Annotated in this window: 18 protein-coding genes; 2 read left to right on the top strand and 16 right to left on the bottom strand. The window is 41.3% G+C overall.

Translation table 11 applies throughout. From position 1 onward, the window contains the following. Positions 1 to 119: 119 nt before the first annotated feature. The 12 genes from BA81_RS03310 to BA81_RS03255 all read right to left on the bottom strand — a co-directional run bounded on the left by BA81_RS03310 (position 120) and on the right by BA81_RS03255 (position 11,355). Positions 120 to 1,901, bottom strand: coding sequence for an ATP-binding protein (locus BA81_RS03310; protein WP_034280386.1), 1,782 nt, complete (start codon positions 1,899 to 1,901; stop codon positions 120 to 122). Then, positions 1,898 to 2,620, bottom strand: a complete 723-nt coding sequence (locus tag BA81_RS03305; protein ID WP_003215596.1) for a response regulator transcription factor — start codon at positions 2,618 to 2,620, stop codon at positions 1,898 to 1,900. The genes BA81_RS03310 and BA81_RS03305 overlap by 4 nt, the downstream gene beginning before the upstream one ends. A gap of 85 nt (positions 2,621 to 2,705) precedes the next feature. Further along, positions 2,706 to 3,884: a c-type cytochrome biogenesis protein CcsB gene (gene ccsB / locus BA81_RS03300; RefSeq protein ID WP_024428071.1), complete on the bottom strand. Its 1,179-nt coding sequence runs from the start codon at positions 3,882 to 3,884 to the stop codon at positions 2,706 to 2,708. Then, entirely contained in the window at positions 3,868 to 5,547 is a 1,680-nt protein-coding gene (gene resB, locus BA81_RS03295; RefSeq protein ID WP_034280384.1) for a cytochrome c biogenesis protein ResB, read from the bottom strand. Before resB ends, ccsB begins: the two co-directional genes overlap by 17 nt. Position 5,548: 1 nt before the next feature. After that, complete coding sequence (gene resA, locus BA81_RS03290; protein WP_034280383.1) at positions 5,549 to 6,079, bottom strand: thiol-disulfide oxidoreductase ResA; 531 nt, start codon at positions 6,077 to 6,079, stop codon at positions 5,549 to 5,551. Positions 6,080 to 6,169: 90 nt separating this feature from the next. Beyond that, positions 6,170 to 6,904 carry a 23S rRNA pseudouridine(2605) synthase RluB gene (gene rluB, locus BA81_RS03285; RefSeq protein ID WP_024422842.1) on the bottom strand — a complete coding sequence of 245 codons (735 nt, stop codon included), beginning with the start codon at positions 6,902 to 6,904 and terminating at the stop codon, positions 6,170 to 6,172. A 135-nt stretch (positions 6,905 to 7,039) separates the two neighbouring features. Further along, positions 7,040 to 7,576 (bottom strand): spore maturation protein, encoded by a 537-nt coding sequence (locus BA81_RS03280; protein WP_024422843.1) that lies wholly within the window; start codon positions 7,574 to 7,576, stop codon positions 7,040 to 7,042. A gap of 4 nt (positions 7,577 to 7,580) precedes the next feature. Further along, complete coding sequence (locus BA81_RS03275) at positions 7,581 to 8,168, bottom strand: nucleoside recognition domain-containing protein (RefSeq protein ID WP_034280382.1); 588 nt, start codon at positions 8,166 to 8,168, stop codon at positions 7,581 to 7,583. After that, the gene (locus BA81_RS03270; protein WP_034280381.1) at positions 8,156 to 9,307 is read right to left on the bottom strand and encodes a D-alanyl-D-alanine carboxypeptidase family protein; all 1,152 of its coding nucleotides are present in this window, start codon (positions 9,305 to 9,307) and stop codon (positions 8,156 to 8,158) included. The genes BA81_RS03275 and BA81_RS03270 overlap by 13 nt, the downstream gene beginning before the upstream one ends. 113 nt (positions 9,308 to 9,420) lie before the next feature. Further along, complete coding sequence (locus BA81_RS03265) at positions 9,421 to 9,900, bottom strand: YpuI family protein (RefSeq protein ID WP_034280380.1); 480 nt, start codon at positions 9,898 to 9,900, stop codon at positions 9,421 to 9,423. A 113-nt stretch (positions 9,901 to 10,013) separates the two neighbouring features. Continuing rightward, the gene (gene scpB, locus BA81_RS03260; RefSeq protein WP_024422847.1) at positions 10,014 to 10,607 is read right to left on the bottom strand and encodes an SMC-Scp complex subunit ScpB; all 594 of its coding nucleotides are present in this window, start codon (positions 10,605 to 10,607) and stop codon (positions 10,014 to 10,016) included. Continuing rightward, a complete protein-coding gene (locus BA81_RS03255; protein WP_034280379.1) occupies positions 10,597 to 11,355 on the bottom strand; it encodes a segregation/condensation protein A in 759 nt (252 codons plus the stop codon). Before BA81_RS03255 ends, scpB begins: the two co-directional genes overlap by 11 nt. 209 nt (positions 11,356 to 11,564) lie before the next feature. Here BA81_RS03255 and BA81_RS19090 point away from each other — a divergent pair, with 209 nt between their 5' ends. Continuing rightward, positions 11,565 to 11,657: a YjcZ family sporulation protein gene (locus tag BA81_RS19090; protein ID WP_012010430.1), complete on the top strand. Its 93-nt coding sequence runs from the start codon at positions 11,565 to 11,567 to the stop codon at positions 11,655 to 11,657. 90 nt (positions 11,658 to 11,747) lie between these two features. Next, positions 11,748 to 12,272 carry a DUF309 domain-containing protein gene (locus BA81_RS03250; protein WP_034280377.1) on the top strand — a complete coding sequence of 175 codons (525 nt, stop codon included), beginning with the start codon at positions 11,748 to 11,750 and terminating at the stop codon, positions 12,270 to 12,272. Between the two features lie 24 nt (positions 12,273 to 12,296). On the opposite strand, the gene BA81_RS03245 is transcribed toward BA81_RS03250, so the two are convergent. The 4 genes from BA81_RS03245 to ribE all read right to left on the bottom strand — a co-directional run bounded on the left by BA81_RS03245 (position 12,297) and on the right by ribE (position 14,543). Then, positions 12,297 to 12,650, bottom strand: coding sequence for a GNAT family N-acetyltransferase (locus BA81_RS03245; protein WP_034280376.1), 354 nt, complete (start codon positions 12,648 to 12,650; stop codon positions 12,297 to 12,299). Positions 12,651 to 12,763: 113 nt separating this feature from the next. Beyond that, the gene (gene ribH / locus BA81_RS03240) at positions 12,764 to 13,228 is read right to left on the bottom strand and encodes a 6,7-dimethyl-8-ribityllumazine synthase (protein WP_029706184.1); all 465 of its coding nucleotides are present in this window, start codon (positions 13,226 to 13,228) and stop codon (positions 12,764 to 12,766) included. A 26-nt stretch (positions 13,229 to 13,254) separates the two neighbouring features. Next, positions 13,255 to 13,881, bottom strand: a complete 627-nt coding sequence (gene ribB / locus BA81_RS03235) for a 3,4-dihydroxy-2-butanone-4-phosphate synthase (protein ID WP_080701153.1) — start codon at positions 13,879 to 13,881, stop codon at positions 13,255 to 13,257. Positions 13,882 to 13,892: 11 nt separating this feature from the next. Further along, positions 13,893 to 14,543, bottom strand: coding sequence for a riboflavin synthase (ribE, locus tag BA81_RS03230; RefSeq protein ID WP_024422851.1), 651 nt, complete (start codon positions 14,541 to 14,543; stop codon positions 13,893 to 13,895). Positions 14,544 to 14,651 lie beyond the last annotated feature (108 nt).

Below are 14,651 nucleotides of genomic sequence, written 5' to 3'. Positions count from 1 at the left end.
TCGACAGTTTGGAAAGGGCTTTTTGTTTAACTTCTCCTTAAAAATTTTAAAATAGAAAAAACACTTCATTTTCTTTACGAAAAGAAGTGTTTCTCATGTAACAAGATTCTTCGTCAGGATTAGACGAGTTCCTGCTTTTTTCTCGGAATATAGAATGTGAAGTGTGTACCTGCCCCCGCTTTGCTGTGAGCATGTATAGAGCCTTGATGCGCCTCGATGATGTTCTTCACAATCGCAAGGCCAAGTCCAGTACCAGAACGCCCTCTCGTCCTTGCTTTATCGGCTTTATAAAAGCGTTCGAAAATAAAGGGAAGATCCTCTTCCGGAATTCCGCTCCCCGAATCTTTTACATCCATTTTCAGTCCGTTTTCCACCGATTGAACCGAGAAGTGAACCTCGCCGCCCTCTGGTGTATGACGAATAGCATTATCAATGAGATTCGTAAACACTTGCTCAATCTTATCTGGATCGAATACAAAGTGCGGTTCATCCACTTGAATATCATACGTAAGGTCGATTTGTTTTTCTTTCGCAATCCCGAGAAACTTACGGTAGATCTTCTCTGTCAGCTCTTCCGTATCTGTTGATTCAAGATTCAGTGTAATATGACCTGCTTCCATTCTCGCTAGATCTAGAAGGTCATTCACAAGACGTCCCATTCGAAGTGATTCATCATAGATAATTTGCGCAATCTCTTTCTTTTCCTCTTCTGATCCCGCAATATCATCTACAATTGCCTCACTGTACCCTTGCAGCATGGCAATTGGTGTACGAAGTTCATGACTGACATTGGCAATGAAGTCTTTTCTCAGTTTATCAAGTCTTCGTTCCTCCGTCATATCACGAAGGACTGCAACTGCTCCCCTGACATCCTGCTGATTATACAGCGGAGACATAAGAAGAACCCAGGTACGCCCTTGCAGCGTAACTTCGATCATTTGCTCTTTTTCTGTGCTGACAGCTGTATGAAATAGCTCGCGCGCTTCTGGCGGCAGTTCATCTCCATCCTTGATCTTCATATTTTGCTCGTAATACCATGCCTGCAAAAATCGTTCTGCAGGAGGATTTGTCATCAAAATCGTTCCATCAATATTGATGGTGATGACGCCATCAGCCATACTGCTTAAAATATTAGATAAATGTTCTTTTTCTTGATTTAAGGCTGTGATATGGAATTTAAGCTGCTTCCCCATTTGATTAAAGGCGATCGCCAGTTCTCCAATCTCATCTTGCGTTAAAATAGGAATCTTTGTATCAAATTTCCCTTTCGCCAAATCTTGTGCACCCTCTCTCATCTTTCTGAGAGGATAGGTGACACGTGTTGACAAGAAGAAAGCGAATATAGTGGTCAGTACAATCGCAATTCCGGCGGCTAAAAAGATGTAGCGTGTCGTATGTTTCGTTGTTTGTTCTACAGCGAGGAGTGATTGAGAAAGAAAGACCATGCCTTTTTTTCCGTTCGCCTCATATGGAACACCGACTACAATCCGTTCATCTTTTCGATTGCCTGCATCAGGTTCTGCACGTTTACTGATTTTTTTACGATCTTTCAGTGCTTGATTTAAATCGTTGTCCGCTTCAATTTGTTTCTTTGTAATCGCAGGAAGCTTCCCGTCTTTTTCAGACGAATACCACTCTAGCCCGTCCTCTTGGATGATCGCAATACTCGTCAATTTGTCAGCGAGTTCTGATGTAATCGACCTCGCAAGCGATTGATCCTCATGGCTTTCTAAAATGACCGCTACTTTGTTTGCCATTTGTGTTAAATCAGATTTTGCTTCTTCTACATGATAATTCTCAATGAACTCTAAAAGAAGCACAGTTAAAATAGATAAAACGATCAGGACGAGGAAAAGAATGGTTAACCATAGCTTTCCTACAACACTTTTCCACAGTTTCATTCAGCGCCGACCTCAAATTTGTACCCGACACCCCATACAGTTACGATTTTTTTCGCTGCTTCTGGTGACACTTTATTCAGTTTTTCACGAAGTCGTTTGACATGAGTATCAACTGTTCGTAAGTCTCCAAAGAATTCATATTGCCATACTTCTTTTAGCAGCTTTTCTCTGTCATAGACCTTATCTGGTGTTTTTGCAAGGAAATATAAAAGCTCATATTCCTTCGGCGTGAGGCTGACTTCTTTACCATCAGCCGTCACTCTATGTGCATCATGGTCAATAGAAAGATGAGAAAACACAAGAACATCCTTTGTTGTTGTCCCAGTATTCAAATAAGACGTTTGAGACGATCTTCTGAGCAATGCCTTTACACGTAAAACCACTTCACGCGGGCTGAAAGGTTTGACGATGTAGTCATCCGTTCCTGCCTCAAATCCTTGAACGCGGTTGGCTTCTTCTCCTTTTGCCGTCAGCATAATGATTGGAGTCGCTTTTTTGTCTCGAATTTGATTACACACTTCGATTCCATCTGTACCAGGCATCATTAAATCGAGCAAAATGAGGTCGTAATCGGTTTGAAGCCCTTTTTGAATCGCCTCATCTCCATTTTCCGCTTCATCGATTTCATAATTTTCACGTTCTAAATACATTTTTAAAAGGCGGCGAATTCTTGCCTCATCATCTACGACTAATATTTTCGTTTGAGTTGTGTGTTCCATTAGACAGTCCTCCTGCTTTCTCCGTTGTTACATTCATTTTAACAAAAAGCCGAATTGAATCATAAAAGTTGGCTTTTCCTTGTGATTATGCGTAAGAATGAAGCCCCGCAATGACAAGGTTAACAAAGATGAGATTAAACATAATAATGGCGAAGCCGATCACAGCAAGCCAAGCGGACTTTTCACCATGCCAGCCTCGCGACAAGCGAAGATGAAGATAGGCAGCATAAAAGAGAAACGTAATCAATGCCCATACTTCCTTCGGGTCCCAGCCCCAAAACCTAGTCCATGCAATTTGCGCCCAGATCATGGCAAAGATCAGCCCGCCTAACGCAAATACAGGGAAACCAATCGAAACCGCCCTATACCCAATTTCATCAACTAGATCTAGGTTCACCTGTTTCACTAGCGGTTGAAGCAGTGCGCTCAGCCGTTTGCGAATGATCAATCGAATGAGTCCGTATATGATCAGCCCTACGCCAAATGACCATAACACCGTATTGACCTTTCTACCTGAAAAAACAGGCGGCAGCTCAACAAACGGTTCCAAACGATCTTCTGTCACAAGCTCCCCTTTATGAGGTCCGACAAGAGCTGGGAGCTCATAGACCATCTCACTTTTTTCTTTATTTTTATCAATCCAATTAAATGTCGCTTCATATCCTGTCATTCTAAAGATAGACGTAACAGCGATAAATGCAAGTGTGACCACAATCATAAACATGACAAGCTCTAAACCAAACGTCTTCTTCCCTGGCTTTGTTTGATCCACATGCTTTAATAGAAAGATGACACCTGCCACAAAGCTGATGGCTAAAATGGCTTGGCCAAGTGCTGCTGTTGTCACGTGAATATAAAGCCAATTACTTTGAAGTGAAGGAATCAGCGGTGAAATATCTGATGGGAACATACTTGCATAGGCAATAATCAATAAAGCGATTGGAAGTGTAAATAAACCAAGTACAGACACTTGATACACAAAATATAAAATGATGAATGCAAGCACCAGCATCATGCCAAAAGCCGTTGTGAACTCAAACAAATTACTGACAGGTGCATGACCAGATGCGATCCATCTTGAAATAAAATAGCCCAACTGGCTCAAAAAACCGATGATGGTAAGCGTAATGCCAATGAGTGCCGCCTTATTTCTGCGCGGTCCTTCTTCTTTCTTTTTTCCCTTAATGGCACCACCAAAAAAAGGAACTGCCGCTAAATAAAATAGAAAAGCTGCAAATAACAGATTTTCACTGACTGCCGCCATCTAATCCTTCCCCCTTGCTTTTGCTGATACTTGTTGTATCAGGCAGTTCTTTTTGATCAACTGGCTGTTTGATGCCACTGCCGTGCAGTAACACACCAAGATCGGACTTTAAGCCGAACCAGTTTTTGTTTGTATGTCCTGCCACCAATACTTTACCATCCTTTGCCGACAGCCAGATTCTTCTATGCTGCCAATACATCCCCTGCACGACACCGATCATGAAGATGATTCCGCCTACTATGAGCACGCCAAGTGTTAAATCCTTTCTCACTGTTAACCCTGTGACGTTTTTCGTTTCGACCCGATCAAACTTCATTTTATATAGATTGTTATCAGAACCCTCTACTGTCTCTTGAATGGCGACAAAGCTTTTTTCACCTTTAGGTTTTTCAGGAGAAATCATTTCAAACACGAAAGCAGGATTATTCGGATTCCTTGTTTTCGTACTTGGCGTTCCATCATCGTCAAAATAAAAATCAGGCAGATAGCTCATCACCTTGACTTTGTAACCGCTACCAAGATCATATTCTGACTTAGGCTCCAGCAGATTAATCTTCACTGTACCGAAAGATTTTTCTGTATCTTTACGAATCAGCTGAAAGACCATTTGATCGAGTTCATTTTGTTTAAAATCCACTTGATATAATGAGAAATTGTCAAACTTGAGCGGTTCATTTACTTTGATATCGTGTTCTGTTACCTGCTTCAGCTTGGGCTTTTCACCAAATACAACTTCTCCTTCACGTTTGTATAAAATGGCATCCGTTTTATAGCTTTTCACCACTTGACCATCGCCAGCTTTTTCAATGGCATTCTCAAACACTTCTTTTTCATTTCCAGTTTCATAGCGATCAATTGAAAACGCATTATTTTTCAAGAAGTATTGACCATCCGTACCTGGAATTGGTGCAGTTTCCCCTTCTCTGACCCAAAGCGTTTCATCCACGTACATGCCCGGGACAAACCGGAGCATCGCTCCAATGAGAAAGATGATTAGTCCAATGTGATTGACGTAAGGTCCCCAGCGTGAAAAACGTCCTTTTTCGGCTAAAATATGCCCATTTTCTTCTCGCACGCGGTAACGCTTTTGTTTCATTGCTCTTATGATGCCTTCATATGTATGCTGATCTAATGTTTTGTCTGTCTCGCTAAACAGACGCTGTCTTCTCATAAAGCCTTCTTTTTTGATAACCCCTTGGTTTTTGAGTGCTCGATAAAGAGGAATAACGCGGTCGAGACTGCAAATGACAAGGGAGATTCCGATTGATGCGACAAGAGCTAAAAACCACCAAGAATTATAAAGATCATGGAATCCAAGTGTGTAATACAGCTTGCCAAACGATCCATATTGCTCTTCATAATACGTGGAAGCAGATGCACCTGGCGGAATAAATCGCTCCTGCGGAAAAATCGTTCCAAGCGAAGAAGCGAGCAGTGTAATGACAATCAGCCACACACCCACTTTAACGGAAGAAAAAAAGTTCCATACTTTATCAACAATCGTTTTGTTGTATGTTTGCGAGCGTCTTGCACTGCCGTCATATCTCATATCAAGCAGCTTTGAAGAGTTTTTCTCTTTAGCCGCAATGGGATTCCCGCATGATTCACATAGAACAGTACCGATTGGATTAATATGTCCACACTCGCACTTTACCTCTTTCATTCTATGACCCCTTTGGTTTAATCAAATTCATATATTCATAGACATTACGTTCTGTCATCGTTCCCTTTATGACTTTGATTACCTTGCCTTCAGGATTGATTAAAAATGTGGTTGGCAGCGGCGTAATATCATATGCCTCTGTCACTTGACGATCTTTGTCCATGGCAACAGGAAAATTCACGCCATAGGATTCCATAAAATTTTTCACGGCAATCTTGGATTCCGCAACATTGACTGCAACAATTTCCACACCGCGATCCTTGAACACTTCATATTGATTCGCCATATAAGGAAATTCTTGTTTACACGGACCACACCATGTACCCCAAAAATTAAGAAAGATACCTTTGCCTTTTAAGTCCTTTAACTCAATCCGATCCCCATCGACAGATTGAAGGACAAAGTTTGGCGCAATAGATCCTTCTTTGACTCGATCCTGTTTGGCAAATACTGAGTTATACATTGTATAACATAGTGCCGCAAGCATCACGAGGAGAATGCCCGTCCGTATGAAAAACCGTCTTTTTTTCATCTGAAGTACCCCTTCCCCATAGACATTCAGGTAAATTATAGCATTCTCCTTCTTTTGATGCTTCTTCATTTTTTGAAGTTTATGTGAAAATTAAAAAGCGCTTTTCCCATGATCGGCAATTGCTCTCAGGCGCTTTACTTCATGCGGAGACAATTCTCTGCGGTCTCCTGGTCTCATACCTTCAATATGAAGGAACGAATATTGCTCCCTTTTTAGCTTTAACACATCATGTCCAATCGCTTCAAACATGCGGCGCACCTGTCTGTTTCTGCCTTCGTGAATGGTTAATTGAACAATACAAGTTTGCTTTCGTTTATCAATAGAAAGCATTTTCGCACGAGCAGGTGCTGTTTTTTTATGATCTAACATGATCCCTTTTTCTAGCTTTCTAAGCAGTTCCTTTGAAGGAATGCCTTTTAGCTTCGCTGCATACGTTTTATCAATTTCGTATTTCGGGTGCATGAGCTTATGGGCAAATTCCCCATCATTTGTAATCAAAATCAAACCGCTCGTATCATAATCTAACCGGCCGATTGGATAAAGACGCTGCGGGACATCATCAAAGAAATCTGTGACGACCTTGCGTCCTTTATCATCCTCGGCAGCCGAAATGACGCCGCGCGGTTTATAAAGCATAAAGTAAACCGGTTCTTCTCTTTCAAGCTTTAATCCATTGACTTCAATTTTATCTGAAGAGCCCACCTTCACTCCGAGCTCTGTCACTGTTTGACCATTAACGGTAACTCGTCCTTCTTTAATTAATTCTTCAGCCTTTCGTCTTGAAGCGACGCCGGCATGTGCAATTACTTTCTGTAAACGTTCCATTTGTCTTTCACCTCATGTACTATCTTACTTGCTTGACTTAAAACAAACAAGCATTCGTGGAAAAATAAGCGTTTCGTCTGTCTAATTTCAGCTAAAAAGCGATTTTCCATCCATGAAATACAAAAAAGCGCCTGATTAGGCGCCGCTAAATAACAAACTGACGATAATGACAGATGCAATGACACCAATGAGATCTGCTAACAAACCTACTTTCAGCGCATCTCCCATTTTTTTAATCCCAACTGCTCCAAAATAGACCGTTAAAATGTAAAGGGTGGTGTCTGTTGACCCTTGCATGACAGCTGCAAGCTGGCCAATAAAAGAATCTGGGCCATACGTCGCTATCAAGTCTGATGTCATTCCAAGTGCAGCCGTTCCTGATATCGGACGAATAAACGCAAGCGGCACCACTTCTGGCGGGAAACCAATCGCTGTAAAGACTGGTTTTAATAGTCCCATAACAAAATCAAGCGCACCTGACGCACGGAATATCGTAATGGCCACAAGCATACCGACTAAATAGGGAATGATTGAAAAGGCAATTTGAATGCCCTCTTTTCCTCCCTCCACAAATGTTTCATAGGTTGGTACCTTTTTAATGGTTCCAGCAATCAAAATTCCTGCGATGATCAGTGGTATCAAAGCAAGTGACAGCCAGTTAATAAATGCCACAAGATCACCCCCGCCTGCTTCTGCGATAGTGGAAATAACGATCGATGATAATTGCACCGATTCCTGAAATGAGTGTTGCTAAAATGGTTGGCCCTACAATGTCTGTTGGCTGATCTGCCCCATAGGTCATTCTTATTGCAATGACGGTTGTTGGCACAAGTGTGATAGAGGATGTGTTGACCGCTAGAAATGTAATCATAGAACGGCTTGCTTCATTTTTCCCGCCGTTTAATGATTTCATCTGCTCCATCGCCTTAATTCCAAGCGGTGTAGCGGCATTCCCGAGACCAAAGAAATTCGCCATGAGATTGGACAAAATATACCCCATTGCAGGATGATTAGGCGGAATATCCGGGAATAGCTTTGAAATAAAGGGCCGGCACAATTTACTAAAGAAATTTAACAGCCCTGCCTCTTCGGCAATCTTCATAAGCCCGAGCCAAAAAACGAGGACACTAATCAAACCAATTGAAATAGTAACCGCTTCTTTTGAGCCTTTAAATACAGCCTCGTTCACTTCCTGCATCGTTCCATTAAACATCGCATAGACAAGACCGATGACAGTGAGAAATACCCAAATTAGATTGACCATGAAGATCCGCCTATAGATGTCTGAAAGACAGACTTAAACATTTCTTGGAAACTTTTTTGAGGCATGCGGTTTCGTTTATTTTCATAAAAGATCGGTAATTGCTCGATCACCTGTCCATCTAATAAAATCGTCATTTTTCCGACAACATCTGGGATGGTTTCGGCGTTTTTTTTCCATTTCTTTTTTGGAGCGAGCATTTCCGTTTCAATTTTCACAAGTTTTTTTTCATCTTCATTTAAAAAATAGTCCACATCACGCTTGATAAACGCTTTTTTTTCGTAAAAGGTCCCTTTTAACGAAGCAAGCCTTCCTTTTTCAGCAAGCACATACGTTTTATAGTGATCAAATGCATATTCAAACATAGAGATATGATCCTTCCAGTCGTCCGGCGCATTAATGGTCACAGCGATCAGCTCGGCATCACCTTTTGCAGCGGTGGAGACAAGTGTTCGTTTTGCAAGCTTTGTATATCCTGTTTTCCCTCCAGTGGAATATTCGTATAAACCGGTGAGCAGCTTGTTTTTATTTTTCCAATAGCCTTCCATTGTCTTCGCTTTATAGAAAGTTGTACCGGCAATTTTTTGATATTGTTTATGCTTCATTGCGTATTTTGTTAGGATCGCCATGTCATAGGCTGATGAATAATGATTTTTATGATCATCGAGTCCGTGCGGATTTTGAAAATTTGTATTCTCCATTCCTAGTTCAGCCGCCTTTTGATTCATCATAAAAATAAAGCCTTCTAAGCTGCCGCCAACATGCTCTGCAATGGCAACAGCTGCATCATTTCCAGAACGCAGCATGAGCCCGTATGTCAAATCTTCTAAGCTCACCTTCTGCCCTTCTTTTAAATAAATGGATGACCCCTCTGCCCCAATCGCACGTTTTGATACTTTAACGGTATCTTTCATTTTTCCTGATTCAATGGCTAATACAGCCGTCATGATTTTTGTAATACTGGCGATTCTTCTTTTTTCGTGCTCGTCCTTTCCAAATAGGACTCTGCCTGACTGTCCATCTATTAAAATGGCGCTTCTTGCACTCACTGATAATGAAATGTCTGCTTTGGCATGTGAAGAAAAAGGCAGTAAGAGTGTAAATAGAAGAAGGACTGCTGTTCCAATTTTTAAATAGGGCATGTTCATTCACGTCCTTGTCCGTTTTGTACAAGTGTATGCTCAGCTGAAAAAGTTATGATGCCTCGTCCATAAAAAAAAGCGCCTCTACATGTAGAGGCGCTTCTTCAAGTTGCTTATACCATTTTCACTTGCTGATGAGATGCCGTATATTCCAGCTCTTCTCTCATCGCTAAAAAGTCTTTTTCTAATGAAGAAAATAATTGTTTCATATCAGCGGATACTTCATGGTGAAAGACAATGCTGCTTTTTCCTGTATAGGCCGATCGGCTGTCTTCATACCATGTATCCTTTTTTGGCGTGAAAAATTCTTCAATGCATTGATGATAAATACGGTGAAGCATCTGCTGTGCGGCCTGCTGCGGGAATGTCTGCTGCTGGCCCATTTTCCTGCAAACTGCTGCTGCATCCTCGCTGTACACTGCAAGCTTCCGTAATGTACTCAATATGTCACAATAATAGGCTTCCGCTTCGGGGTTTAATCGTTTCAAGCTTGATAAGGTGGCTTCGTTCAGAAAACCATTCATTTCAATTGCAACCTTTGATAAAAAGACGCCTGCTTGATCAACTTGAGCCTTTACATTCATATGTGCCATTTGTTTCGTGTTTACCTTCCCCTCATGGCTTTGACACCATTTTATCTGTCATCAAAAGATTTTAGACCTAAAATCTTTTTTATATTTTATCATACATTTTTCCTTCTTTTGAACTATTTTATGTCTTCAAATGTTTGATTGAAGTTTTCAAAAAATAGATCAGCCTCTTCTTGTACCCCGTCTGCTTCCACATTTTCTGGAAGCGGCGGTAATTCATCTAAGGCTTTTAAGCCAAATTGCTCTAAAAAGGTAGGGGTTGTCCCATAAAGAATCGCTCGTCCCGGACCATCGGCACGTCCTACTTCACAGAGCAGTGCTTTGGCTACTAAGCTATGAAGTACCCGCTCTGATTTGACTCCTCTAATCTCCTCTACCTCACTGCGTGTAATCGGCTGTTTATAAGAAACAATGGCAAGCACCTCCAGCGCTGCCTGCGACAAACCCTTGGATGGTGTCTCGACTAATTTTTTTAAATACATGCTGTATTCTTTTTTCGTCAGCAGCATATATGAATCTGCATATTCAATGAGCTCAATCCCTCGTTCTTGTTTTTGATATTCTTCCTTTACGGAAGACATAATGTCGAGTAATACCGACTCATCTACTTCAAGAACAGACATGAGCTGTTTTCTTGTTAAGCCTTCGTCACCTGCTGCATACAGCAGCGCTTCTAAGATGGCTTTCCAATTCACGATATCAAGCGTCATGAATCGTTTCACTCCCTATGATATAAATGTCTTCAAAGTTCCCTTCCTGCTCTAGCAAGATTTGATGACTTTTCATCAATTCGAGAACAGCAAGAAACGTCACGACAAGGTGCTCCTTTTGATCATGTTGAAATAGAGTCATGAAATTGGTCCGCTTTTTTGTTTTTCTTAAATGGTTCATAATCTCATTCATTTTGTCTTCAATCGGGATTTCTTGTCTTGTAATCTTTGATGGTGCTGGTTTCGTTATTTTCTTTCGATTTAATACCTTTTGGAACGCACCTAACATATCATACACCGTTACGTGTAAATTTGTGTCCTTCGCTTCTGATTCTTTTGCAAATTCGCTTAAATCACTCGGTGGTTTTGTAAAGGCATTTTGCCTTTCTTCTTCGCGTTCCTTTAGTTCTTGTGCTGCATTTTTATACTTGCGGTATTCAATCAATTTGCCAATCAGCTCTTCTCGAGGATCTTCTTCCTCTTCGAGCAGGTCTTCATCAAACAGCTCTTCCTCTTGTTTTGGAAGAAGCATTCTGCTTTTAATACTCAGGAGGGTTGCAGCCATGACCAAATATTCGCTCGCAACATCGAGCTCAAGCTCCCTCATCGTGTGGACATATAATAAATACTGCTCCGTAATTTTAGCGACGGGAATATCATAAATATCAATTTCCAACCGGTTAATTAAATGTAAAAGCAAGTCCAAAGGACCCTCGAACGAATCTATTTTCACCTGATATTCCAGCATCTTTTTCTCACCATTTCTACTGTCTTCTAAGTACCGTTTCACCGGCTAACCTTTAGTATAAGACAGGATAAAGCTCTCGTCCAATATAATTTCGGCCATAATGCCTTAGGCAAATCAAGAAAAACAGTGGATCCGCCCATACCAATAAGGGCATTTATACATAGAATACCATTGTAATCAGAACTGATGAAAAAGGAGGCCGTATCATTATGGGAGATGGCTATAACTTCGGCGGAGGATTCGCGCTTATTGTCGTGCTTTTCATCTTGCTGATCATCGTTGGCGCGGCTTGGGTTTATTAAAGAAACAGAGCGTCCTTTTCACTAAAGGGACGCTCTTTCTTCTTTTCTTTTCGATATGTTAGACTGAGAGTGGAAAAGGAGATGACCGCTGTGTATCCTGAAGCGTACGTGGCTTTTTTACACGAATTTCATACGACAAGAGATTATTTTGAGTGTCATGAAATTCTAGAGGAATATTGGAAAGAAGATCCCCCTAAGCAGCGCAAAGACTATTGGGTCGGGCTCATTCAGCTCGCTGTTGCCTTGTATCATCAAAGACGGGGAAATGGAAAAGGAGCAAAACGGCTCATTTCTAACAGTCTTCATTTGTTAGAAGCAAACCGTTCAGTATTATCGAATCTCGGTCTGGATGATGAGGCATTTCTGATGCTTCTGAGAACGCTGAAAAAGAAAATGGATGAAGATATGCCCTATGAGAGTGTGATGCTGCCGATCAAAGATGAAGCACTTCTTTCTTTATGCCAAGAAATGGCCCAAAAAGAAGGACTGCTCTTTGGACAGGAAAGCAACTTATCCCATACATTTTTAATCGAAAAACATAGACTTCGTGACCGGACAGAAGTTTTGCTTGAACGAAAAAAGCAGATTGAACGTAAAAAAAGCAGAGGACTGTAGCCTCTGCTTTTACATGTGTGATATTTAATTTGATTCGCTGTGACACTTATGAAAGAAGCCTTGCGTTAATTCATTTGGAATGAGTGTTTTGGTTTTAAATATTTCTTCCACGGCTAAAACCATTTCCTTGCCGATTCCTTGATCACGATGGGATGGATTCACACTAATATGCTCAATTTGTACTTGGTCGTCTGTTTTGAGCACACCAATAGCACCTATAATATCCTCGCCATCTTTCCATAGGAACAGCTGCCGATCTTCATCCATTTCATATGACTTCATCGTCTGCTGAAGCTGTTTGACGTCTTTCTCACCCGGCATAAAGGACAGAAGTCCCATGGCAATTTTTTCAAAAGACCTCTTGTAACGAATTAACATATATACCCCTCAATATTCAAATTATCCTAATTTCCAGCAAATGTCTTATGATTCATTTGCTCATCACACATTATAAACATTTTTATACCGTTTTTAAACTCTTTTTCACTAAATTAAGAGAACGTTCGATTGAGATTCGCCATTTCAATAGCAGCAGCAGCCGATTCGCTGCCTTTATTTCCTGCTTTTGTACCAGCTCTTTCAATGGCTTGTTCAATAGATTCTGTTGTGAGTACACCAAAGATAATCGGTACCCCAGTTGACATAGCACTCTGAGCAATTCCTTTAGCAGCTTCATTACAAACGTAATCATAGTGAGTCGTTGCGCCTCTGATCACGGTTCCAAGTGTGATGACTGCATCATATTTTTTGGTTTCTGCTAATTTTTTTGCCATGTACGGGATTTCAAAAGCGCCTGGTACCCACACAACATCGATATCATCACCATTTGCTCCGTGTCTGAGTAATGTATCTTCCGCTCCATCTAACAGTTTACTTGTAATAAAATCATTGAATCTCGCTACAACGATTGCAAATTTTAATCCTTCTGCTACTACATGACCTTGTATTGTATTCATATGTTGATCATCCTTTTTTGTGATTTTTATTTTGTTTCAATAGCGGCTGTTCGATTGTTGTTTAAATATGTCTGTAATGCTTCGATTGTCAGCATCTTTAAATCATGCTGTTTTTGGATCTCCTTTAGTTCAGGGACGCGCGCCATTGATCCATCTGCATTCATAATTTCACATATGACACCCGCTGGCTCTGAGCCTGCCAGTTTAGCAAGATCAACCGCCGCCTCTGTATGACCCGGTCTTTCTAGTACGCCGCCCTCTTTTGCAATAAGCGGAAAAACATGTCCTGGACGGGCAAATTCGTCTGGTTTTGCGTCTTTATTTAACATGGCCAGCATGGTCGTGGAGCGCTCAAAAGCACTAATACCAGTCGTCGTTGTCACATGGTCGATGCTTACTGTAAATGCTGTATGGTGTGCATCCGTATTATGTTCAACCATTGGATGCAGATTCAGGTGTTTTGCGATCGACGCATGGACTGGCGTACAAATGAGGCCTCTTCCATGTAAAGCCATGAAGTTAATCACCTCAGGTGTGGCATGCTCAGCAAGTGCCACAAAGTCTCCTTCATTTTCTCTGTCTTCATCATCCACTACGATAATGATTTCTCCTTGTTTAAGGGCATTTACTGCCTCATCAACGGAATGATACATACAATCGCCTCCTAGAATCCGTGCTCTTTTAGAAATGATGGGGTCAATCGAGATGGCTGTTTTTCGCTCTGCTCTTTTGTTAAAAAGCGATAAATGTATTTACCGATCATGTCACACTCTATATTCACGATATCCCCCATAGATTTAGTCGGGAAAATAGTTCCTTCAAGCGTGTGAGGAATAATAGAGACTGTGACATGTGAATCTCGCAAATCGAAAATGGTCAAGCTGACACCATCTATTGCGATCGAACCCTTTTGGGTGAGCATATCTGTGAGGGTCTTGTTCATCTTTAAATCATAGTAAATGGCATTACTCTTCTTTTCTATCCGGGTAATGACAGCCGTTCCATCAACATGGCCTGAGACAAAGTGGCCGCCAAATCGTCCATTTGAGGACATGGCTCGCTCTAAATTTACTGGACTGCCTTTTGTCAGCTGATCCAGCGATGTGGCTTTGACCGTCTCTGGCATCACATCTGCCGCGAACTGTTCTTTTGTGAAGCTAGTGACTGTGAGACATACTCCATTAATGGCGATACTGTCTCCGAGGTGAACATCTTCCAGCACACGGCTGCATGTAATGACAATTTCCATGGCATCTGCTGACTTTTTACTTAATGACTGAACGGTGCCAACTTCTTCAATTATCCCCGTAAACATGTGATCCTCCCTTTCGTTTCATTTGTATTTCTCACTTTTAAAAAAAGCGATGTTAGGGACATGTGATCGATTGAGCACCTTCGTCGCTTTTTATGGTCCATACAAGGT

Origin of the sequence: Bacillus safensis FO-36b (assembly GCF_000691165.1) — a bacterium.
In the GTDB taxonomy this organism is placed as follows: domain Bacteria; phylum Bacillota; class Bacilli; order Bacillales; family Bacillaceae; genus Bacillus; species Bacillus safensis.
Note: the sequence above shows the minus strand (reverse complement) of the source record. Positions and strands in the feature narration are given on the sequence as shown.